The sequence below is a fragment of the Escherichia sp. E4736 genome (assembly GCF_005781225.1).
GTDB lineage: Bacteria > Pseudomonadota > Gammaproteobacteria > Enterobacterales > Enterobacteriaceae > Escherichia.
Genome location: NZ_VATT01000040.1, coordinates 1 through 23,605 on the forward strand (window position 1 = coordinate 1; position 23,605 = coordinate 23,605).

Below are 23,605 nucleotides of genomic sequence, written 5' to 3' on the forward strand. Positions count from 1 at the left end.
ACTGACCGTGATACCGTCCAGTGCCGTCTGGAGCAGATGCCCGCTGCCGTAGTAAAGATGGCTGAGATGCTGCCCGTCCGGCAGGGTAATGTCGGTGGGATTGCCCAGCGCGTCACGCCGGTACTTTATGCTGCCGTGCACGCTGTGCTCTGCCGTCAGCCACCCGCTGCGGTCATAATCAAAGCGCACCCTGTCCGCCTGCATGTGGTGCAGCCGTTCCCCTTCTTCCGTCGGGGTGAGCGTCACTTCCGTTATCTGGTCAAGACGGTTGTAGCTGAAGGTCCGTGTACTGTGCTGCGTGTCACTGCGCAGCAGGCGGCCCAGCACATCACGCTCCTGCCGCTCATTAAGCATCCCGCCTTCTGTACCCTGCGTCTGGATGATGACCGGATACCCGCCCGCATTCAGCACAAACATCCGTATCAGGCCGTCCGGGCGCTGTTCTCCCGTCAGCCGTCCGTCGCCGTCGTAGCTGAACCGGTAAAGCGCCCCGTTGCCGTTGCTCAGGCTGGCAATCCATCCCTCCGCGGTATAATGCCAGCGCGTCTCCCGTTTCTCTTCATCCGTATGGAGCGCCAGCAGCCCGCGCGGCGTATACTGCCAGGACTGTACGCTGCCCGTGATGCGACGGTGGCTGCTCAGTAACCCCAGCGCGTTCCAGGTGTAACGGTCCTGCTGTTTACCGGGGTGGCTGACCGTCTCCGGCAGCCCCAGACGGTTATAGCTGATGCGTACCGTTTTCCCTTCCGCGTCCGTCACCGCCGTCAGATTGCCGTCTTCATCGTATTCATAACCCGTGGCGCGCCCCGAACAGTCGGTGTAACGCGTCAGTTGACCGCGCGCATCGTGCGCCAGCGCAACCTCGCCGCCCCGCGCATCCGTGCGGCTGACCGCCAGCCCCTGTTCATCATACCCGTAGCGCGTGACGCGTCCTTCCGGGTCTGTCTCCCGTATCACCTGACCGTGTTCGTTGTAATCCGCCTTCCATACGTGGTCGTCATCCAGTGCCCGGCGCGTGATTTCAGCAAAGCTGCCGTTCCACTGCGTCTGTGTCACCCGCCCTGCCGGGTCCGTCTCTTTCACCACCCGGCTCAGGGTGTCGTATTCCAGCGTTACCCTGCATTCGCCGGGGAGTTCCACCGCTACCGGAAAATGGTTTTCGTTGTACCTGAAGCGGTACATTCCGCCGCCCGGCGTCCGGTGAGCAGTCACATACGTATCTTCATCAAACCACCACTGCCACTTCTGCTCCGGCCTGCCAGTTACCACCGTCTGCCCACCAGCAAAATCATAGTGGAACCGGTAATCCTCACCGTCGCTGGTTGAGTGCTCCACCACCCTGGGAACCCCCTCAATCTCTTCCCAGCGGTAGGTACAGGTAAAGCCCGTCGCGTTGCGGTGCTCTGTCATCAGGCCATTTTCATAGGCAAACTGGCGTACCGTCACACCGGCCCCGTTCACCACGCCAGTCAGTTGCCCGTTATCGTCGTAGCGATATTCCACCAGGTTACCGGGACGCCCGCCTTTCACCAGTTCAATATGCGAAAGTCTTTCCCCTGCCGGCGTCATTGTGCGGTGCAGTAACAGATGGTGCCCGCTGCTGGAAGCCACCCGCACCAGCCTGCCGTTCTCACGCCCGAAAGCAATTCGCTGCCGGTACGGTGTCTCCATAAAAAGTAATGGCGCGACGCCGTGGTCATCAAACTCATCAAACACGTAGTAGCTGCGGTCGGTGTAATGCAGCACATAGCGTCCGTCATGCAGGCGGCTAAGGTAAAACTGCTCTTCGGGGTCAAATATCTGGTGACCCGGTGTCAGCATCGCTTTCGGATAACTTAACTCCCGACCTTGTCCGCCAATCAGAGTGATATGTTCCTCATCAGCTCGCAGGATTATTTCCCAGTTCAGCCGCCATCCTCTGCCCAGCAATCCTTCAGTTTCCAGGTGGCTGGCATAAAAGCGCGAACAGGTAACAGGCAGACGACCCGGCAGGGTGAAATCCGTTTCCGGCAGCAGAATTTTTTGCCCTGTAGTGACATCCACCGGGTTACTGAACAACCCCATAGCGACCTCGGAAACGGCCATCCCGGTAATTTCGCCGCCAATAAATTTGGCCGCGCATTTTGTGCCAAATTTCGACCCCATCTTTGCCGCCTGGCGTGCGGCTCCGGCAAGTCCGCCAAGCATTCCGGCGACCACATACAGCACATCCACCACCTGACGCAGCCAGTCAGGGATTTCCGGGCTGATTTCCAGTACCGTTTGTGTACCACCGCCGAGAAAGACATTGGGGGAGCCGTCCTCAATCACTGCATCACACTCAGTGTGGTCATCCTTGCGTGCAGCTGGCTGGCTGTTGATGTAGATGTTGCCGGAACCCTGGGCAATGCGGATTTCCGGGGAATGGTCTTCGCATATCACCGTACTCAGTACGGCGCGGGCGGCCGGGCGACTGTTGGTGCTGACATTATCAGAACCGGTCAGAATTTTTCCCACTGTGGAATGTATCGAGCGCCCGATGGCTTCTCCCAGTTGCAGGACTCCGGAAGCTATCTGATCAGCCAGAAAACTCAAAATCAGCCCAGCCAAAAAGCCGCAGGTAACAAAAGCAAAGCTGGCGACGGCAATAATGGCGATACCTATGATGGCCCCTATCAAAAACCCGGCAAGGGCGCTGGTGTGGTAGATGGGATCATCCACCCGTGCGGCTTCATACATGACAAAACCTCCCTGTTTTTTTAGCTTTTAGCAGGCTGAAAACTGGTCAACCATGCAGTCCATAGCTGGTCGGTGTGCTCATCAAAAGGACGCTGACTGGTCAGCGTCAACACCAGTACCTTTGCTGGCCCGGTGATAAACCCGGCTTGACGCTGGTACACTTCTGTTTTTCCAGAACGATGAGTTGCGAGAATCTGTTCACCTGTCATGGCAGCTTCGCCAGTTCCCGCCAGTGCCGTTCCCCGCGAAAGTACCCGGTGCTGGCCCAGGTTTTTTTTCATCAAGGCTATCTGGCGGTCAATATAGGTGGTCAGGTTTTCATCGGACCTGAGCGTATCGCGGGAAATATTCAGACTGGGAGTTGCCCTCTCATTGCCCGACGGGACGAAGATATTGACGGTGCGATCAAGAAAAGTTTCAGGCAGGGCAAAGCTGCCCTCCTGAATACGGTAAAGGCTGGTCATAGATAAAATCCTTTTATTATTTTTTATTCAGAAGCATCCGGAGTGGATAACGGGGCAATATCATCCGCAGTAATGGCTTTTCCGCCATCCGGGTTCATATCAATGCCACTGCCAATGAGTTGCATAACATCGCTGGTGTGCAGTAAAAGTTGTTTTCCGCAAAACTCAATCGAGCCATCCTTGTGTAATACAAGCGCTGCATTGCCGCAACGAAGGGTAAATTGATCGCCAACATCCAGACGATATGTCGTTCCGACATTGATGGTTTGAGCCAGTTTGACGGAAAGACCATCATTTTTTGTGATGGTGGCATTACGGTCTTCTCCCACGCTGATGGTTTCATTTTTGACAATGGTTTTTGTGCGATCGACCATGATCGTGTGGGTTTCATTGTTTTTTACCGTAGTATTCAGGTCTTTTTCCGCGTGGAACTTCACTTCTTCCGCACCAGTTTTATCGTCAAAGCGCAGCATATTTCCGTTAGTCGGCCCTCCCTGCAATGAGTGGCTGAATATCCCACTCTGCGACGCCATGCCCGGCAGCCCCCACGGCGGCATGGTGTCCTGGTTATAGGTGCGCCCCACGATGATGGGCAAATCCGGATCGCCGTTTTTGAAATCCACCAGTACTTCCTGGCCAATACGCGGGATCTGGATCATGCCAAATCCTTTCCCTGCCCACGGATAGCTGACACGGACCCAGCAGGAGCTGTTTTCGTCATTGTTACCGTAACGATCCCAGCCAAACTGCACCTTCACCCGGCCATATTTATCCGTCCAGATTTCCTGCCCCGCCGGGCCGGTGACGATGGCGCTCTGCGGGCCTTTGGTGTGGGGTTTGCTCAGGGTTCGTTGTGGGCGGTAAACTTCGCTGGTGGGGTGCAGTTCAAACGTGGTGACATAGGTAAAATGCTGATCCTGACCGCTGTGCTGCGCATTATCCCGTAAAAACAGCGTGGTCTGTACCAGCAGGTATTCCTGATTAATTTCTGCCGTCGGGTGATTCATCAATGTAAAGGTGTACCCGGTCATGAGGGTACGGATATGACCGGCCCCATGTGCCCGGCTGCCTGGGCTGCGCTGCGCTTCCATACGAATGCGCGTCAGCATCTCGCCTTCGCCCGTAGTGAAGTAATCACCAGGCCATTCGTAATGCTCGTATTCAGCATGACCGGTATCACGCGGACTGGCCACGGTACTTTTAAGCAGCGAACGAGGCTTCATAAAATCAAAATCGTCCATCACCCACTTTCCAGTACGCAGCCTCTCACTGGCCGTAATGGTGTGGATAAATTCCTTATCCAGTTTCAGCCCTTCCTGGTGCCACTCCACCAGCGGCGAGTCAGGGCACGCTTTATGACCATTGATGGCATCCGCCAGCACCAGCGTGTGGCTGTTCTCGCTGTGCTCAAACCACCAGTAAATCCCCCATTCCTGCATCAGGCGCTGGATGAAATCGAAGTCGGTTTTACCATACTGCACCTGCCAGGCGCGGGGTGGATAATTTTCCACCAGCCGCTTTTCCACCGGAAAGGAATATTCATCCAGTACTTCATCGAGAATCTCCACCACGGTTTTATTCTGGAACGCTTTGTAGTCGCTGGTGTGGGTCAGCAGCTTCAGCCACGGCTCAATGCGTAATTCATACGTTACCGAACGGCCCTCATGACCGACCACCCTCGCCGCCGTCACCAGCCCGCTGATATACCGTTTTCCGCCACCGTCCAGTTCGATACTGACGCACAGGTCTTTGCCCACCATCGGCTGAAGCGGCAGGTTGGCAGCGGGGGAAACGTACCCCAGGTTCAGGGCGTCCGGCGTTTTAAGCTGTACTGTGTAGGAAAACAGATTCCCAAGCCCTTCCGAACCATTCATGCCTGCAAACAAAAGCATCTGCGGCGGCACCGCACTACCACTTACTGTGACGTTATGCGCCCCCGGACCACCGGCTGCAATCGACGCCGCCGCATCCTGAACTGCACCAGCCATATCCGATATCCCTGCTGCTGCAGCGGCAGCCTGCGCAGCAGCTACTGCGGCTTTAACCAGACCTGACGGTTCCGGCAACGCACCAAACAGGTCCGCCGCGGCCTGTTCTGCCATCTGCTCGGCTGCATCAGCTACATCGGTTGCGGCTGAACCAGGGCTTATACCACCACTTTCTCTGGCTATAAGTGGCGTGGAGATAGCTGGCCCACCGTTACTGCCAGATTTATTACCCGTAGATACAAAACTCATGATATTTATTCCTTTAATATCGGATTAGAATTTAGCGCCCGGCTGCCAGAAAAAATAAGAAATAACCCGCCACTGTCCATCTTTATAATGAAAAAAACATGTCAGATTTAAATCCCCCCGCAAATGCCAAAACATTTCTTTGATGGGGATATTTCTGAATTCAGGATTTGTTGAGCGATAGGTATTTTCAATTTCTATATAATATTCGCCTACAAGTTTATAACGAGGCTTTATAAATTCATACGCTGGCTGACCATAGTTATTTAATAGCACATTCTCTTCAACTCTATTATACACACCACTCGCATTCAGATAAGCATGTACAGGAATATCAGGCATGCTATTTTTCGCCCCACCCACTATCAAAAAAATAATCACAGCGTATATTAGTTTCATTTTTTTACGCTTTTCACAAAAAAATTAGAACCCGGAACCATTCTATTTAACCGCTCAATGACATTTCCCATATAACGAGAGCGCAGTTCCATACCAATATTCATTAACGCACTGGCGTCCCCAGAGAATGGTGTAGTTGCTTTATCTGTATCATCACTATAGTATTCATCAGTAAGATATCCAATAATATGCCCAAGCTCGTGAGACAGCCCTATTTGCTCATGGCAAATTTTTGATGAACCAAGGCATTTAGCTGCTGCAACTATATCTTTAGAGTCAAGTTCAACGTATCGACTATTCCAGACAATGGAACTTTGACGAAAACTATTTGGATCATCATTATCAATTTTAAACACCACCACATCCCAATACCCATGCCGATCAGTCTGAATTATTTCTATTGTGAAAGATAAATCCTTACCATTAAACTTACTGACAAACTCAGACTTCCCAGAAACGGATAAAAAAATCTTATTATTCCATGTTTGATTAATGACAAAAATAACTTTCCCATGAAAGGCATTTTTCTCCATATCTGTCCAATCAGTTTTTGCATCCCATCTTTTTATCCAATTATATTTCCATCTGAGCAACAATGAGATTGCACCATTTTCACGGTCAATTTTTAAATCTCCCCAGGCATCATTGTCCCTGATATATCGTTTATCCAGCATTAAGTCGTCATAAGCATCGTATGCCTGCTGAATAGCCTCATCCTGAGAGTTACCCATATTCACCTCCTTATATTGCTATATATCCAATAAACCTGAAGATGCTTGCTTACCCACCAACGCAGATGGGACCAAGAGTAGCCTGAAGTAAACAGATAGCAATCAACTTGAAGTTCATGGGTATATTTGTTTCCCCATCTGCACGTTTATCGTCATATTTTTGTATAGCTATTCTCAGCATTCGTGGGCACATTATTTTTTCTCCAGTCGCAAAGCATCCACATACCGCCCCTTGCTGTTCTGCTGCCAGAACCATCCATGCCCCTGCTGCGCCTGCGTTAACATTTTTGCTAGCCAGCACGGTCACGGCAGGCAATTCCATGACATGTACTACTCATCCGTACAACCCAGCCCCCGGCGCTGAACCACTTCACTGGCAAACGTTGCTCCGGTTTTTTTCATTATTCCTTTTTGTATTTTTTGCAGCGCGGGAAATGAGATTCTCCTGCATGAATACTCTTCCCATATATCACCAGTTACAGGGCTAACTGAAAATAGTCCCCACACATCTGTCGCACCGGCGGAAGGAGAATCATAACCTACCCCAAAACTAAAATACCCAGGATGAAACAGGTTACCTTTTTTATCTTTCAGAGAACCGTCAAGAAAAACCCCAGACAATTCCACATTATATTTTTCATTTTTTAGTGAAAAAACCAATAATGCCTGCGCCTGTGTTTCAGTAAGACCTGACTGGTTAACATTCGTTAGATCAAACCGCGGCACATTCCTGATAAGAATTTCAGCACAACAATTCACGGACACGACCATGAAAAGCAATACTGATATTAATTTACAGGACATGTTATTCTCCGCTTAACCATATTAATCACCTCCCACTAACTCACTGGCGTAACCGGTATAGCCGCCATTACTGCTTTTACCTGAATTAAAGCCAGAATCAATTAATGCCTTCGCAAATTGCTCTGGGGATTTTTTATTTCTGACCGCATTACCAAATCTGATTGCAAAGGACTTTCCGCTAGTTGAAAAAGAGGTATAAGTGGTAACCCAAACCTTATTACTCCCCAGCGGGTGAACCTGCCCTGACTGTAAAGGTGCCGGACCATGCATGGAAAAATAGTTATTGTATTCTGTCGCGATTCGACCCTGCCCGTAAAAGGACTCCTTTGCGGCAAGCCCCAGGATATTTTCCACAGGCACATCAAGTTGCTTAGCGATTAATTCACATTCTTTCAGATATTGCTGTACAAACCTGACTGCACCAGTGTTATTACAGGCTTTATCATAAGACCCCATGATTCACTACTCCTTGTCTGATTATTTTTAATGCGGCCGGATATCCAGCCGAAGCGCATCCACATACCGCCCTTCACTGTTCTGCTGCCAGAACCAGCCTTGCCCTTGTTGTGCCTGCGTTAGTATTTTCTCTGGCCATCTCGGCCACGGCAGGTGGCGCACACCGGGCAGTTCCACTACTGGTGCGTCCGGCAAGCCGGTGAGTTCCCGGCTACGCTGCGGAACACGTCGTAAGCCGCGTAGCCACTGCGCCCAGCGCGGCCCCGGTCGCCATAGCGCCCACAACTGGTCGGTCTGCTCCACCAGTCGTCCGCAGCGTTCTGTCTGTGGTGAGACATGAGCTGCCGTCAACTGCGCCAGCCAGTACAGCCAGCCCTGTGTGTCATCCAGGCTCTCTTCCAGCCATTCCCGCCCGGCACGCTGGTAAATCACCAGCGGCCACGGTCTGCCCGTGCTGTCTCGCGATGCGGTCAATACTCCGGTCAGCCACTCATCACGCCCGCCAATGGATAAAAATCCCGGCGACAGAACAAAACTCCACGGCAATGGGTGGTGTTCCGGCAGCGCCGTTTTCTCACGCGGTGACAGGTGCATCCAACCGTCATTTATTCCGGCCTTCGCATCATCCGTTCCTTCCGGCAGAACAATATGCCGCCCCTGCCCCAGCCACGTCTGCTGGTTCAGCCACGCCTGCCACACCTGCCCTTCGTTCGCACTCACCCGCCAGCGTACATAGTCCCGCTGATCCGGTAGTCTGCCAAACATCGCCGGAGCCGATACTGCCGTAGCACGGCGCATCAGAGAATCCTCGTAGGGCAACTGAAGTTTTGCAGCAGCTCGCGATCCACCGGGTCAAAATCCCGTCCGGCGGTGATTTCCAGCACCACCCGCCGCCCGTCGAAGTTATACTCCACCTGCTGTGTTCCCCGTACCGCCGTCTCCTGCGACTTACCCGCATCCAGCAGGTGAAACAGCGCCCACGGTCCATTAGTCAGTAGCGTTGAGGTGTCCTGGCGAATGCGCGGGCTGGCGGTGATTTCTGCCATTGAGCCGTTGCGCGGCCCCGGCCAGTTCACTTTTAGCGGCCTGACCGGGCCATGAGCGTAACGCAGCACCTGGCCGTCGATATCAATCACCAGTTCAGTGATTGCAGGGTCCATATCCACGACGCGGACCTGCATCGCCCAGGAAAACTTTTTCCCGCCTTCCCCATTAAAAAAAACGCTGCGGATCTGTTTCGCCTCCTGAAATGGCATCAGGTCCGGTCCCTGTAAGGTCATGTTGCCTTCGGTCGGTTTGTAGCGCCACGGGTTGCTGGCGGTATCCGCCAGCGGGGCCAGTTGCTTCGTCCAGAAGGCATCCAGCACACCGCCGCTAGCAAAGATACGGTTAAAATCGTCCGCGCTGACTTCCTGCGGGCTATCGGTGAAGGGGTAGCGCCCGTCAATGGCATCACGGCACTCATCGCCGATCACCGCTTCCATCTGCGCGTTCAGCACTTCACCGGTGCCGGCGTTGATCTTTCGCGTTCCCTGCTGCGTGAGATCCAGCAGAATATTTTTCAGCGGTGCGGGCAGTTTTGCCGCTTCCAGTTGTAGTTTATCCGCCGCCGAAATGCGCCCCGGTAGGGTGCTCGCCGCTAGCGCGCTGTCGGCGATGGTGAGCTGGGTGTAATACTCATTGAGCATCGTCAGTAGCGAATTTAACTGCGGTGCGCCGCCGCCCTGTCCGCTGTCCGTCCGCCCGGAAACCACTTCCCGCAGGGCGGCGAAACGGTCATCCACCAGCGATTTTTCCAGCCGCTCTTCCGGGTGGATATCCTGCAACAGCTTTGCCGTCTGCACTGCTTTACCCGCATTACCGGAGAGCCGGTCCTGCGCGCGCTGGGCCATCTGTTTTTGTCTGGCCTGCGCATCCAGCGGCGGTACCAGCGTGGTCTGCTCCACCACCGCTTTACTCAGGCGCATCAGAGGTGAGTCAGGCGAGGCCAGTGTGCGAAGCACCTGAAGGTCATACGCCAGTCCGGGACTACTGTCTTCGCCGGCACTGTTGATGCTGTGAATACTAGCCAGAAAATCCTGCCAGTGGCGGGCATATTCAGCCAGGTACAGGCGGCGTACCTCACGGGTAACAGGGAGTTCCTGCCCCGGCAACTGGCTCATCACAATATCAGTCGTTTTTTTTTGCGCGTTTTCCCGGCCCATTACCCAAGCGTCGTCCGCTGATGCGGAGGCGACAAACTCCGACAGCCGTTTGTCGAACAGTTCCCGGTAGCCTTCGCGAGTAAAGATGCCGGGCACGCCCCTATCCAGCGGCGCGCCATCCGTGCGGACAAAAACCGTCCCCGCATCCGCGCCCACCGCGCGAACCAGCGAAAACTCCTGCGGTGCTTCGCTCTCCATGGAAGCCAGGGCTCGAGTATAGATACGCTCGGTGCTGGTATGACCGTCAAGGAAAGCCCGCGCCATGCGGATCAGTCCCTCATCTTTGTCATAAGGCGAATGCACCACGCGGCTGCCGTCAAACAGGGCGTCGATATGTTCCAGCACCGCTGCACGGCCGCCGAACTCCGCCACGCTATCGCGGTTTTCCAGATCGTTCAGTACCCAGGTGTGGATCTCCGCTGCGTTGTATTTGTCCTCGTGGTCTTTATCAAGATTCAGCAGCAGATAAACATGCAGAACGTCATACGCGGCTTTGCTGTCCTGACGAGCAATGGCATCTGAAAGCACATATTCCATGCGCTTCACCAGTGACGGCAACAGGAGTTGGTCCAGCAGGCGGTCATACAAGGATGCCACGCTCTCCATCACTGGCGGAACGCTGTAAAGACCATAACGCCAGTCCAACGGCGGTGAGTCCGGGTCCAGCCCCGGCCAGGCAGAGAGCGCCCGTGCCTGGTTCAACAGGACTGGGACAGGCTGCATAGCAGGTTTTCCGGTATAGGCTTTGACGTCACCATCCAGTTGGACCGTCCTGCTGGCGATTTCATTCAGATAGCCGCTGTTACCCTGCTGGCTGCCCTGCATTCCCTGCCACAACCAGAAAGCCAACGCTAGTACCAGCAGATGCCCGCCAGTACGCAGCAGGCGATAACGCCAGGCCCATTGAAGATTCGGCTCCACCAGGTGTGCTTCACGGAAGATAAACTGGGTCAGTAGATCATGCAGAAAATAGCTGCGGTTGCCGTCCGGTAAGGTATGAGAAGGTGACTCCACTTTCCCTTTGATCGCCCGGACAAAGCGCTGCCAGATGCCCGTCTGATCGGCCACCGCGTCTGCCTGCGCCTGTGCGGCGCTGGTAAAAAATACGCCGCGTAGGGTGTTGTTAAGCTGGGTGGCGTCAAATTTTGAATCGAGGAAAATCTGTTCAATGGCTTCCAGCAGCGGCGCGCCCAGCGCGGAAAATTCGCGCGGAAAGCGGTAGAGCCGTTGACGGCTTTTAAGGTCGTACTCTTCCTGCAACCGGGTATCCAGCCCCTGCTCCAGCCGCAGCGTCAGATTTGCCAGTTCCTGGCCACAGAGCGCATGCAACGACTGCGGATCGCTGGCGTGACGCCTGCGGCTGTATGGCAGGGTGAAGCCCCAGACCTGGGCACGCAGGTGACTGGTCAGCCCACGGAAATACTCCGTAAAGCCCGGCAGCAGATCCATCTTAGTGACAACCAGATAAACCGGGAAACGAATACCCAGCGTCTCACGCAGTTCAGCCAGCCGCGCACGCAGAGCCGCACAGGCAGCCAGTCGTTCCGCCGGGGACTGCGCGGTCAGATCCGCCACGTTTAGCGTCAGGATAACGCCGTTCAGCGGCGCGCCAGGACGGTGTTTGCGCAGCAGCCCCAGAAAGCCCTGCCATTCCCCTGCGTTGCGCTGGGTTGCACTGATTTCACCGCCATCATCGTGGCGGGCATAGCGCCCGGCGGTGTCGATAAGCACCGCCTCGTTGGTAAACCACCAGTCGCAGTGCAGCGTGCCGCCGCCCGGCACGGTGAGGATATGCGCGGTCTGCTCCATCTGCTCCGCCAGCGGAAACTGTAGCCCGGTGTTAAGCAGCGCGGTGGTTTTACCATCGCCGGGGCTGCCGATAACCATAAACCACGGCAGCTCGTACAGAAAACGCTTTCCTTCCAGGACTTTACGCCAGCCGGGCAGGTCTACGCGCAGTTGTTTCAGTTGCCGGATGGCGCGAGTGACAATATGGCTGACGGTACGCAGGTCGGCTTTAATTTCCCCTGCCACAGGTACATCTTCCCCACGCGGATGCAGGAAACGGCGTAGCAGTTGTTCATCCAGACGCAGCGCTCGCCACAGCCGGTACAGGCCATACAGCGCATAAGACAGCAGGATCAGGCCGATAAGCGACAGACGCAGCCACAGCGGCGCAAATGGATGAACATTACCGAAGGCCAGCAGGGGTGAAACAAAACCGATGACAAGGCACAGAACCGTCACGCCAATGATGCTCATCGACCAGTTAACCAGCCACAGTGCGAGGAACATCAGTAACAGAACGATGGTGACTACCCGACTTCCCACGGACGCGAGCGGATGCAGGGTGTCAAACGCCACCAGCGGCCCAATAAACCAGATCAGCAACGCCAGCATCACCACGCCAACAATGGCCAGCGCGCGGCGGGAAAACAGCATACTGAGAAATTTTTGCATTATTGTTCAGAACTCCATGCGATAATCAGTAATAGCAAAATGCCGCAAGCTGAAAAAATCCTTCCAGTACGGGCTACTGAAAGAAAATAAAGAGCAATCTGAACAATTATCAAAATAAAATAAATCAACATTTTGATTATTTCTCTGTTCCCATTTCCCTGAGGCAACGCTGTCATTGAAGGATCCATATCCTGCATCCATTGATACTCATTCCCGGAAAAAAGCATGATGATGATCAGACCCATAATGAATAACAACCATCCTGATATCTGAATTATTCTTCTCACGAAGACTCCTAATGGGCGATGAGTAAATTAGAGAAATGCAACCAGTTGTTGACAATAAAATTTCCATAACTGGTATCTTCCTTTATTTTCTCCATGGTAAGCGACATACCCCGGTTATAACGGGCACCAATAATTCTTATCTGCTCTTCCGTCAGGTGTGGTAAGGAGGACTGAAATCCATCTCTTTCAGCTAATTGATAAAGATGTCTGGCCACAAGCTGAATATTAAAAATATCATGCTGGAGGCAATTTGCCAGTTCACGCAATTGAGAGGTATCCATTTTTGACTCATCAAGCCCAAGCGTTCTGGCTGCGGTTCGCAATTGCATACTCACTGCACCAAAAGATGTTTTTTCTGGTCTCGAAGTTATTGTGATATGTTCATCAATCCACTCAGGCCCACTCCAACTCATAGCACGAAATTCAAATGCCAGCGTGTCTATAATCTGAGGATCTCCCCCTACTTCAATCCAACAAACTCCAGCAAGTAAGGGGGCAGGTAAATGCCAGGCATTTGCAGCTGCATTGATCAAAAGACAGTTATGCTTCACCCAACCATCTTTAAAATAACGCCCAAATGCTACGCCTCCCCCCCATTTTTTAGGCGCCAGTTTCCAGAATATAAATTCTGTTACTCCCCACACTGGCGAATGGTTAGACGCATTACACTCTAGCTTTTCCATTATTAATTCACTCCACCACCAGAATTTCCACCCGGCGATTCTGCGCTCGTCCAGTTTTAGTACTATTATCAGCCACCGGCATAGTATCCCCTTTACCGACACCCCGAATTCGGCTAGCCGGAACGCCACCAGATGTCAGCAGCGAAGCTACTTCTGCCGCACGTTTTTCCGACAACACCTGGTTGGACGGGAAATCAGCGGAGTGGATCGGTTGGCTGTCGGTATGGCCGGTCACCGTCACGGCACCGCCCACTCGCGCAATCTCCCGCGCGGCCTTATCAATCACCGGGCGCAACGTGTCATTCACGGTTTTCTGCCCCGGTACAAACATCGTGTCGCCACGGAATACCACCCGACTGTGGTGCTCATCTTCCTCAACCGTTAGCAGGCCACGCGCGATTTCGTTCGCCAGCAGGATTTTCAGCCGCAGTTTGTGCACCGGAACGGGCGGTGGCGGCAGGTGTTTACCTATGGCGTCGATACGTTGCTGTACGGTTTCTGTGGCGAGATCCATCCGGTGGCTATAAAGGCCAAATACCGTCAGCATCACCAACAGAGCTATTCCTGCACTCAGCCAGACCGGCATCCGGCGCATCCGCCGCATCCGTCCGCTGACGGCACCGGTAAACCCCGGTGAGAGCGTCGGCGTTATCGGATCGCGGCGCTGGACCAATTGGGTCAACAGTTGCTGACGGATATCGTCCAGTTGCTTACGCCCGTCGGGCCGAACGCTGTAGCGACCTTCAAAACCCAGCCCCAGAATGTGGTATATGATTTCCAGCACATCGCTGTGCTCCTGGAAACTTGCGGCCAGACGCCCAATTATCTGAAATAGCTTGATGCCGCCTTCACTTTCGCCATGAAAAGTAACCAGCAGGCTTTTTCCAGCCCAAACACCACGACGCCCCCAGGTGGTGTTGTTGGCAGCTTCGTCAAGCGACGTACACAGGCAATAGCGCACCGCCAGCACATGTTCGCGCCGCAGGTTTGCCTGATCACACAGCGTCTGGTATCTACGAACTTCACGCTCCAGTAGGACACGGTAATGTTCGACAAAACCAGGGGAAAGTTCGCGGGGCATTTGCGCCAGTGCGCATAGCAACGGGCTGGCCGCTGCCAGTAGAGGATTCACGGCAGCAGTAATTTCGGCCAGACGAAGCTTCATATCCGGGCCATCTTCAACCACCACCTTTATATCTTCCCCACGAAGGCTGTCCTGGATGTCATTATCAGGCGACTTTGTGCCACCCGCTGATGGCTGGAATGACAGGGTATTCACCGCAGGTGGCGTCAGAATCTCGTCGGTCATTTATCGCGAACTCCCCACAACTCCAACTCCAGCCCCGGAAATTCTCCGGCGGTGTGCATCGCCATACCGCCATAGCGGGCGATATGTTCCCACAGCACACCGTCGCGGTGGATGTCGTAATAGATGTAGCCAGCCTGGAACGGGATCTGACGCGGCGGCACCGGCAATACCTGTAAAGCAAGACCCGGCAGGTGCGAGCGAATCAATTCCGGCAGGCGTTCGGACGGCCCTATTTTGGTCTGGGCCGAAAAATGTTGCAGTAAGGTGTCTGCGGACATATGCGCCTTCACCGCCAACACTAATGAGCTGAAATCTGACAGTTCGGAAGGCTCAACCACCGCATTGAGAATACCGTAAGTTCCCTCCTCCAGAGTGATTCGCTGCGCTCCGCGGATCAGCACAGCATTCAGCAGGTACTGCACCTCATCCACTACCGATTTCAGCCCGGCATAGGGCGTCAGGTGCTTATATTCTTTATATTCTTCCGGACGGCGCGTCTGTGGCCGTACGTAGGTAGAGAGTTCCCCAGCCAGTTCACACAGGTTCCGATAGAGCACTTCCGGCGACAGCGGCGTTTTCGCCATATGAATCAGTAAGGGGCCGAAACGATTGAGAATTTGCAGAAGCAGGTAATCCGATACCTCTGCCGCCTCATGGCCGTGTTTATCGCTGCCCGTCAACCGTTGCGCCAGTGAATCTGCGCGCATTTTTATCAAATCGTTGATCCACGACAGCCACGTACATATCAGTGTGCTTGCCTGGTAATTTGCCACCGGCGGGATCAGATCGTTGTCAAGCTCGATGCGTCCATCAGGATGTATCGTCGTAATGCGCGTCAGGGGCAAACCGATCCACGCATCTGTCACCGCCTTTTCCGGCAACAGTCGCAGGCGCAGGTGGCTAAGTTGCAACAGTTGTGCGCCGCGCCCCAGAGAGTTGGCATCGCGGATTTCATTTTCATGCACCGAAAAGCGTGCCAGTGATTCCGGGTTATTGCCGAAGCTGGTTTCTTCACTGTTCGGCGTACGTATTGGCACTGCCAGATAAATCAACTGGTTAAGGTGCTCTGGTAGGATGGTCAGAGGCGGCGGTAGTGGTGTGTGACCCGGCGCATTAAACGGCGTACCGTCGGCAAACACTCCGGAAGCCTTCGTGAGTACCAGTTTTCCGATGTTCAGCGCCTCACTATCAATGCCGTATTCACTGAAGCCCCAGAAAAAAGGCGAAAGCGGCAAACTGCGGTAATGAATGATATGTTCCAGATAGCGTTCCTGCTGCTGAAACATCTGTGGCAGCAAAAATTGTCCTTCACTCCAGACCACACGGTTATTCCAACTCATAATTTACTCATCCCGTTCTTTAATCACTATAGCGCTTTGCTCTATACCGGCATCCAGTTCGACTTTTTTCTTCGGCATAAAGCGGCTGTACCAGCTTTTTTCCGGGGGATCAGGAATTTTATACGTGGCCCGCCAGACTGATTTTCCCAGATTGCGATAGCCGGCGAGGATCCCCAGTGCCATGGTTTCTTTATTGAGAGCACGACGCAGCTTTTTCTCCTCGCCCGGGCGCAAGATAAAGCTGTCGCGGTGGAGTAAATCATCGGCAAGAACAGCTTTGTCATTGTCCTGAAGGGACCACCAGTCCGCCGCTATGAAAGCTGCATCATTTTTCAGTTCATAAACGCGTATCTCTATGGGCGCGGCTTTTTTCTGATTGTCAGGATTCACCTTATCGGAAGCCTTAACCACCAGATCGAGTCTTTGTGACATCAGCTCCGGCACATCGTCGCTGTCAATGCTGCACCCGGAAAGCAGGCAGACAAAAGACAAAGCTACCGCACATAACCACCCACCGGGGTTACGCCATTTATTCACTGTAATTTCCTTTAAAATCAAATAATAAAAACCGGCCAGGCTATATACCTGGCCGGGAAAATATTGCTTAAATTTCTTTGTTAGCTTTGAAATCGTAACCTGCCGTGATAGTGCCGCCACTGCCACCCTGCTGGTTCTGCACCACGTATTCCTGCTTCACGGTGCTGAAAGAGAGTTCGACTCTCTCGCGGGAGGCGATCTCACCCTCCTTACTACCACTGGGGGAAACAACAGCCACAATCAGGTCAGTGAAGGTATATTTGAGGTATTCCAGCGGATTGCCGCCTGCTTTGCGCATGACAAGGATGGACTTCGGAATATGCTTACCAGAGGCGCAGTATTTGAACAGGTTCGGGCTAGCGCGATCGATGTAATGTTCAAACTCCAGGTTAGTCACGGAGACTTTGCCGGATCCCAGACCGCTACCTGCGTGCATGGTGGACTCCTGGTGGATATTCCAGCGCCAGCTCAGCACCTCAATTTCATTTTTATGTTTGTCATCCATTGACTCGCCGTCAATGCCGTCAATTTTCAGAAAAATATCATAAGCCATTTTCATTTCCTTATTAAGAATTACTTAAAATAATCCCTGGTTTATCTTCGCATATGAATTCAGGTAAACCATGGCCGTACAGAACCCCCTCTCCTTAATTTCAGAAGAATAGAAGGCTATATAATTTCCGGTAATGAGATACCGGCACGTCATTAATTCACAAAATGAATGTATTACTTCTATTTACATGTCACAGATACCGATGACTCTCCTGGTACCCGCTGCCCCGGCAAAGAAGATGCCTGGCACTGTGTCGCCAATGCAGGGACAGGTTGTGATAACCAAACCTGTCCATGGTTATAAATACAGGAAACCCAGTAACGTTCACTATTCTGATTACTGGCCATTGTGGTATCCCATATTTGCCTGGTTTCACCCTTTATTGTCTCTGTCTCTGGTTTTAGATCCACCCGATTTTCAGGTTTTCCCTGCGACATCCCTACCCCGTCCAACCACAGACGGGGTTCATAGCGGGAAGATCTCTGCCACGATGCAGATATATCTGGCTCCAGTACTGTTGTTGAGGATTTTATATTGATAAACACGGGGCAACTGACTTCCCACGCAGTAACAAATTGTGAATAAAACAACATAAAACCCAACAACAGAGAAAAAATAAAACGTGTCCCCATTGAATCTATCCTCTACTCAATAATATAAAAAGCTTCCGCATTATTACTGGCATCAGGATATGTTCCATCGCTGCGCATTCCACCTTTTCGGGAAATAGGGCGTGCAGAGACTTTCGTGGTTTTACCTGTCCACTGGTCCATAACATAAATATACTGACTATCCTGTTCCAGATAGAAAGCGGCATGCTTATGCTCATTCTGCCTCGAGGGATACTTTCCGTTAACAAAAGTGGCAATTGCTGTTCCTCTGGGGATCGATTTATCCCCAAAAACCTTTCGCCCCTGCTTCCAGGCTCCAGTATTCCCCACATGTGCATATACCTGAACTAAGAACACACATTCCTTTCTGTCTCCTGCCCCCGCCATTCCCACCATGTCAGTGCCCTGCAATGAATCTACCAGTCCATAAACATATGCCATATATCCCCCAGAGTATTACCCGGCATCATTCATTAAAATATTCATAAAAATCAGGCATTACCCTGTTTTACTGACGGCAGTTTTGTCACCAGACGCAGTGATCCTGTTAACCCTTCAAGCTGAAAATGCGGGCGCAGGAAGAATTTGGCGTCGTAATAGCCCGGATTCCCCTCCACCTCTTCCACCACCACTTCGGCAGCTGCCAGCGGGCGGCGAGCTTTGGTTTCCTGCGAGGAGTTCACCGGATCGGCATCAACGTAGTTCATGATCCATTCATTGAGCCAGCGCTGCATATCTTCACGCTCTTTGAACGAGCCGATCTTGTCGCGCACGATACATTTGAGGAAGTGCGCAAACCGTGAACAGGCGAACAGATATGGCAAACGAGCTGAGAGATTGGCATTGGCCGTTGCGTCCGGATCGTAATACTCTTGCGGTTTTTGCAGAGACTGCGCGCCAATAAAGGCGGCGTAATCAGAGTTTTTACGGTGGATAAGTGGGATAAAACCATTTTTCGCCAGTTCAGCTTCACGACGGTCAGAGATGGCAATTTCTGTCGGGCATTTCATATCCACGCCGCCGTCATCGGTCGGGAAGGTATGACAGGGCAGATTTTCCACCGCTCCACCAGATTCCACACCACGGATCAACGTACACCAACCGTAATGTTTGAAAGAACGGTTGATATTTACACCCATTGCATAGGCGGCATTGCTCCAGACATATTTGCTGTGGTCTGCGCCATCTGCATCTTCTTCAAAATCAAACTCATCGACAGGGTTTGTTTTCGCGCCATAAGGCAAACGGGAGAGAAAACGTGGCATCGTCAGGCCAATGTAGCGAGAATCCTCACTTTTTCGCAGCGAGTTCCACGGTGCGTATTCGAGGTTTTGGGTCACAATTTTGGTCAGGTCACGCGGGTTAGCCAGTTCCTGCCAGGAGTCCATCTGTAACACTGACGGAGAGGCCCCGGCAATAAACGGCGCATGGGCTGAGGCTGCCACTTTGGCAATGGAGCCGAGCAGATCCACATCCGGTGGTGTGTGATCAAAATAATAATCCGCAATAATACAACCATAAGGTTCTCCGCCTAACTGCCCATATTCGGCCTCATACAACTTTTTGAACATGGGGCTTTGATCCCACGCGATCCCTTTGTAACGCTTCATATTTTTCCGCAATTCATCCTTCGAAAGGTTCATAAAGCGGATTTTTAATTTTTCATCGGTTTCGGTGTTGTAAACCAAATGTTCCATCCCACGCCAGGAGGACTCCAGTTTCTGAAATTCCGGATGACTCAGGATTAGTTTGATCTGCTCAGTTAATTTGAAATCGATCTGCTCAATAATTGCTGCAATACTTTTATAAGCATCATCACTAACAGTGACCGTATTTGTCAGAGCCTGTTGGGCCAGCGTCTGAACTGCCGCCTCAACAGCCTTTGCAGCCTGAGGAGTCTTGGGACGGAAGGCTTTATCCAGCAGCGAATCAAATTCCGTTTCCTGATAGGCAGTGGTTTGCGCAGCAGAGAGGTCGCCAGTCGCCAGAAGTGTATCGTTTACCATGAAAGTTCCTTAATAAAATCGCAGTTAGTCTGCTGTTCCCGTTTCACCTGATAAGACACTTTCCTGTTGAACGACAGGTTTTGGCGCGCTGGCCAGAGCTTTCAGTAACGTCGGGTCTTGTAATAGTTTGTTGATCAGATTTTCTGCTCCCGCTTTACCATCCATGTAGGTTTGCAGGTTGGCAAGCTGAGTACGTGCTTCCAGCAGCTGGTTCAGGGCATCCACCTTACGGGCAATCTGCGCAGGCGAGAAATCGTCCATATTCTCCAGCGTGATATCGACCATTAACTGCCCTTCGCCCGTCAACGTATTGGGGACAGCAAACGCCACGCGCGGCGCGATGGCTTTCATACGTTCATTAAAGTTATCGATATCAATATCAAGGAATTTACGGTCGGTGACCGATGGCAGCTCTTCACGTGGTTTACCGGCCAGATCGGCCAGCACTGCCATGACAAACGGCAGCTCGATTTTTTTCTCGGAGCCGTAAATCTCAACGTCATACTCAATCTGCACTCGGGGCGCTCGGTTGCGGGCAATAAACTTCTGCGCGCTATTGTTGATAGCCATAATCCTTCATTTCCTTATCAGTCAGCCGACGACCACCCGGGGTGTGATTCGACGGTACAGTTTAAAAATCATACGCAGAGAGTATTTTTATAATCTCTTTGTTTTCTTTGTACTTTTCCCGCAGTACAGGGAGTGATTTCTTCGCCGGAGGACACCAGGTATCAACCCCCTTTTCGATGTCTCTTTTATCCTTCTCTGGTAAAGAACTGTCCCATTCACCAGCAAGATGCTGGCACATTTCCGCATCACTCAGAAAATGCTGCACATCCTGTGGTAAAGGCGGTTCCCCCTGAACACAGAAAGCGAACATCATTAACAGAAATGTCCACAACGCCGAATAACGAAAAGTCATATTTAATGTCCATCAATTGACCCGTGCATGAGATATGCTCTGGCAGGAGGACGATATGTTGCAGAAATACGGCCCCTTGAATGCGCATTACCAGACGCGCGCAAGAAATTATCAACCGATGCACGAAAAGCTCCCTGCAAATCATTGGTGGAAGAACTTCCAGTAAAGCGACTGACCCACAGTGCACCACTTAATTCTTTTGCCATAAGGATGCTCCATTAATCCGTTTCAAAAATAACCTGTTCATCGTCATCAACACGAATGCGGATTTGCGTGATGGCAGTTTTCTCTGTCATCGCCTGCAACCAGTAACGGGACAGTTGTGGGAGGATATGTTGTTCGATATAGCCGATGAGCAAACGAGCGCCGGTTTCGTGCATCGGGCAGCGCGACACAATATGCGTAATCAGTTCATCGCCATACACCAGTGAAACACCATGCTGCTCCACCATTCGATCTTTCAGCCTATCGAGATGCAGACGGGCAATAACGCCACGCGCCGTCTCATCCAGCGGTAAATAAGGAATAACCGTCACACGCCCCAAGAAAGCCGCCGGGAAGTGTTTGCGTAGCTCTGGCATTAACGCCTCTTTTAACCCTGCCGAATCGGGCATCAGCGCCGGATCCTCACAGAGTTGGCTGATAAGTTCTGCCCCAGCATTAGTAGTCAACAATAACGTGGTATTTTTGAAATCGATGTGAACACCTTCGCCGTCCTCCATCGCTCCTTTATCGAATACCTGGTAGAACAACTCGTGTACGTCGTGATGGGCTTTTTCAATTTCATCCAGCAGCACCACACTCCAGGGGTGACGGCGTACGGCTTCCGTCAGCACGCCACCTTCGCCATAGCCCACGTAGCCGGGCGGAGCCCCCTTCAGCGTGGAGACGGTGTGCGACTCCTGAAACTCGCTCATATTGATGGTGCTCAGGTTCTGCTCACCACCATAGATAGATTCCGCCAACGCCAGCGCGGTTTCGGTCTTACCGACACCAGACGGCCCGGCAAGTAAAAATACCCCTACTGGTTTACGCGGATCAGCTAAACCAGCCCGCGCGGTCTGGATTCGCTCGCCAATCTGTGCCAGCGCGTCCATCTGTCCGGTAACACGCTGCGCCAGACGTGCGGGTAGTTCCAGAATCTGGCTGGCCTCATCTTTCACCATGCGGCCGGCGGGAATACCGGTCCAGTCGGAGACAATGGCGGCGACTACTGCCGCATTGACTTCCGGGAAAACGACGGGGTTTTCGCCCTGCCAACCTCTTAATGCCACTTCCGACTGTTGCAACGCGGTTTCGTCATGCTCGTCAGGTTCTGCTGAACGTTGTTTTTGTAAGGTATGAACCAACTCCAGTTCCTGCTGCCAGCGCTCTTCGGTGTCAGAAAGGTCTGTATTCAATGATGCGATCCGTGTCGCCAGTGTGTCGCCCCGCTCTGCGCGGATACCCATTTTTTCCTGCTTTAATAACAACTCCCGCTCCAGTTCGGCAGCGTTGAGCTGCTGACGCAAATACTGGACTTTCGCAGGCGGGGTATGGAGCGACAACGCCACACGGGCCGCCGCCGTATCCAGCAGACTAATGGCCTTATCCGGTAGCTGCCGGGCCGGAATGTAACGGTGAGAAAGCTGTACAGCGGCGCGCACGGCCTCATCAAGGATCAGGACGTCATGGTGTTTTTCCAGCGTGTTGACTAACCCGCGGACCATCTCAACAGCAGCAACCTCTTCCGGCTCTGCGACCTGTAACACCTGAAAACGCCGGGTCAATGCTGGATCTTTCTCAATATGCCGTTTGTACTCACTCCAGGTGGTTGCGCCGATGGTGCGCAGGCTGCCGCGCGCCAGCGCCGGTTTCAGCAGGTTGGCGGCGTCACCTGTACCGGATGAACCACCAGCGCCCACCAGGGTGTGAACTTCATCGACAAACAAAATCACCGGCTGCGGTGAGCGCGCAGCTTCTGCCAGCAGCGCCTTCAGACGGGATTCAAATTCGCCCTTCATGGACGCCCCGGCTAGCAACGCCCCGACATCCAGCGACAGCAGCCGTACATTACGCAATGAAGGCGGCACTTCACTCTTAACAATCGCCAGCGCGAATCCCTCCACCACTGCCGTTTTCCCAACGCCGGCCTCACCGGTTAGCAGGGGATTGTTCTGGCGACGACGCAGTAGAATATCCGTCATGGTACGGATCTCGTGCCCGCGACCGGTGACCGGATCGATACCACCTTCACGCGCCAGTGCTGTCATGTCCTGGCAGTATTTCGCCAATGCGGATTTGCTCCCGGCTGATTCGCTCGGAAATACCTGACTTGCTTCCCCCGGAACAGCAGAATTCAAATCCGAACCGTCATATGGCATTTCTGTTATTTCAGGAGATGATGTGATTAAAGATGGAAGAATATCTAACAATTCATCTACCGGCAGCGCAGCTAGTGGCGCACAGATCTTTTTTAACACTCGATATAATTCTGGTGTGGTTAACCAGGCAAGTAGTAACCAACCACTACGAATTTTTTGATCACCAAAGCGGATACTTGCCAACATCCAGGCTTTCTCAACAGAAAGATCGATGTGGTGGGAAAAATCGCTAATTACACTCGCGCCGGAAGGTAATATATTCAATTGCTGAATTAACGCCGTCTCAACATCAGCAGATGTTATTTGGTAATGTCGAAGTACATTGTGAATATCATTCTCTGGTTGTTGTATTAGCTGATGCAACCAATGTATCAGTTCGACATAAGGGTTAGCGCGCAATTTACAGAACGTTGTCGCAGATTCTAAAGACCGAAATAAAGGTCTTGTTAGCTTTCCATATTGATGTAGCCCCCAGAAACACCGGACAGTAGCTGTATCTCCAGATAAGAGATAGGCTTGAATAT

22 protein-coding genes and 1 pseudogene are annotated in these 23,605 nt (G+C 52.4%); all 23 read right to left on the minus strand.

Annotation, left to right across the window (positions count from 1 at the left end; all coding sequences use genetic code 11):
* A partial coding sequence (locus tag FEK46_RS21805; RefSeq protein ID WP_138194814.1) for a DUF6531 domain-containing protein occupies nt 1-2,718 on the minus strand: 2,718 nt, incomplete at its 3' end.
* Between the two features lie 20 nt (nt 2,719-2,738).
* A complete protein-coding gene (locus tag FEK46_RS21810; protein WP_130209707.1) occupies nt 2,739-3,182 on the minus strand; it encodes a DcrB-related protein in 444 nt (147 codons plus the stop codon).
* Nucleotides 3,183-3,205: 23 nt separating this feature from the next.
* Nucleotides 3,206-5,419, minus strand: coding sequence for a type VI secretion system tip protein TssI/VgrG (gene tssI, locus FEK46_RS21815; RefSeq protein WP_135560132.1), 2,214 nt, complete (start codon nt 5,417-5,419; stop codon nt 3,206-3,208).
* Between the two features lie 24 nt (nt 5,420-5,443).
* Nucleotides 5,444-5,815 (minus strand): hypothetical protein, encoded by a 372-nt coding sequence (locus FEK46_RS21820; protein ID WP_089621603.1) that lies wholly within the window; start codon nt 5,813-5,815, stop codon nt 5,444-5,446.
* Nucleotides 5,812-6,546 (minus strand): hypothetical protein, encoded by a 735-nt coding sequence (locus FEK46_RS21825; RefSeq protein WP_135560131.1) that lies wholly within the window; start codon nt 6,544-6,546, stop codon nt 5,812-5,814. Before FEK46_RS21825 ends, FEK46_RS21820 begins: the two co-directional genes overlap by 4 nt.
* Nucleotides 6,547-6,738: 192 nt before the next feature.
* Nucleotides 6,739-6,834: pseudogene (locus FEK46_RS23850) on the minus strand (cytoplasmic protein); the annotation flags it as partial.
* 42 nt (nt 6,835-6,876) lie between these two features.
* Complete coding sequence (locus FEK46_RS21835; RefSeq protein ID WP_089522469.1) at nt 6,877-7,350, minus strand: hypothetical protein; 474 nt, start codon at nt 7,348-7,350, stop codon at nt 6,877-6,879.
* A 21-nt stretch (nt 7,351-7,371) separates the two neighbouring features.
* Complete coding sequence (locus tag FEK46_RS21840) at nt 7,372-7,806, minus strand: glucosaminidase domain-containing protein (RefSeq protein ID WP_240731143.1); 435 nt, start codon at nt 7,804-7,806, stop codon at nt 7,372-7,374.
* Nucleotides 7,807-7,833: 27 nt separating this feature from the next.
* Nucleotides 7,834-8,604, minus strand: coding sequence for a TagF domain-containing protein (locus tag FEK46_RS21845; RefSeq protein WP_135560130.1), 771 nt, complete (start codon nt 8,602-8,604; stop codon nt 7,834-7,836).
* Nucleotides 8,604-12,470 carry a type VI secretion system membrane subunit TssM gene (gene tssM / locus FEK46_RS21850; RefSeq protein ID WP_135560129.1) on the minus strand — a complete coding sequence of 1,289 codons (3,867 nt, stop codon included), beginning with the start codon at nt 12,468-12,470 and terminating at the stop codon, nt 8,604-8,606. The genes FEK46_RS21845 and tssM overlap by 1 nt, the downstream gene beginning before the upstream one ends.
* Nucleotides 12,470-12,715, minus strand: coding sequence for a hypothetical protein (locus FEK46_RS21855; RefSeq protein WP_135406095.1), 246 nt, complete (start codon nt 12,713-12,715; stop codon nt 12,470-12,472). The genes tssM and FEK46_RS21855 overlap by 1 nt, the downstream gene beginning before the upstream one ends.
* A 50-nt stretch (nt 12,716-12,765) precedes the next feature.
* A complete protein-coding gene (locus FEK46_RS21860; protein WP_135560128.1) occupies nt 12,766-13,440 on the minus strand; it encodes a hypothetical protein in 675 nt (224 codons plus the stop codon).
* A gap of 7 nt (nt 13,441-13,447) precedes the next feature.
* Nucleotides 13,448-14,749: a type VI secretion system protein TssL, long form gene (tssL, locus tag FEK46_RS21865; protein WP_135560127.1), complete on the minus strand. Its 1,302-nt coding sequence runs from the start codon at nt 14,747-14,749 to the stop codon at nt 13,448-13,450.
* Nucleotides 14,746-16,089 carry a type VI secretion system baseplate subunit TssK gene (gene tssK / locus FEK46_RS21870; RefSeq protein WP_135560126.1) on the minus strand — a complete coding sequence of 448 codons (1,344 nt, stop codon included), beginning with the start codon at nt 16,087-16,089 and terminating at the stop codon, nt 14,746-14,748. The genes tssL and tssK overlap by 4 nt, the downstream gene beginning before the upstream one ends.
* A gap of 3 nt (nt 16,090-16,092) precedes the next feature.
* Complete coding sequence (gene tssJ, locus FEK46_RS21875) at nt 16,093-16,626, minus strand: type VI secretion system lipoprotein TssJ (protein WP_130209761.1); 534 nt, start codon at nt 16,624-16,626, stop codon at nt 16,093-16,095.
* A gap of 67 nt (nt 16,627-16,693) precedes the next feature.
* A complete protein-coding gene (locus FEK46_RS21880) occupies nt 16,694-17,179 on the minus strand; it encodes an Hcp family type VI secretion system effector (RefSeq protein WP_000312804.1) in 486 nt (161 codons plus the stop codon).
* A 179-nt stretch (nt 17,180-17,358) separates the two neighbouring features.
* Nucleotides 17,359-17,811: an STY0301 family protein gene (locus FEK46_RS24015; RefSeq protein ID WP_072018659.1), complete on the minus strand. Its 453-nt coding sequence runs from the start codon at nt 17,809-17,811 to the stop codon at nt 17,359-17,361.
* Between the two features lie 12 nt (nt 17,812-17,823).
* A complete protein-coding gene (locus FEK46_RS21890; RefSeq protein ID WP_042102253.1) occupies nt 17,824-18,231 on the minus strand; it encodes a BPSL0067 family protein in 408 nt (135 codons plus the stop codon).
* Between the two features lie 50 nt (nt 18,232-18,281).
* On the minus strand, nt 18,282-19,796 hold the full coding sequence (gene tssC, locus FEK46_RS21895; RefSeq protein ID WP_165489004.1) for a type VI secretion system contractile sheath large subunit: 1,515 nt from the start codon (nt 19,794-19,796) through the stop codon (nt 18,282-18,284).
* 24 nt (nt 19,797-19,820) lie between these two features.
* Complete coding sequence (tssB, locus tag FEK46_RS21900) at nt 19,821-20,366, minus strand: type VI secretion system contractile sheath small subunit (RefSeq protein WP_130209733.1); 546 nt, start codon at nt 20,364-20,366, stop codon at nt 19,821-19,823.
* A 61-nt stretch (nt 20,367-20,427) separates the two neighbouring features.
* Nucleotides 20,428-20,718 carry a hypothetical protein gene (locus tag FEK46_RS21905; protein ID WP_130209735.1) on the minus strand — a complete coding sequence of 97 codons (291 nt, stop codon included), beginning with the start codon at nt 20,716-20,718 and terminating at the stop codon, nt 20,428-20,430.
* Between the two features lie 2 nt (nt 20,719-20,720).
* Nucleotides 20,721-20,924: a hypothetical protein gene (locus FEK46_RS21910; RefSeq protein WP_240725786.1), complete on the minus strand. Its 204-nt coding sequence runs from the start codon at nt 20,922-20,924 to the stop codon at nt 20,721-20,723.
* A 12-nt stretch (nt 20,925-20,936) separates the two neighbouring features.
* Entirely contained in the window at nt 20,937-23,603 is a 2,667-nt protein-coding gene (tssH, locus tag FEK46_RS21915) for a type VI secretion system ATPase TssH (RefSeq protein WP_240731144.1), read from the minus strand.
* Between the last annotated feature and the right edge of the window lie 2 nt (nt 23,604-23,605).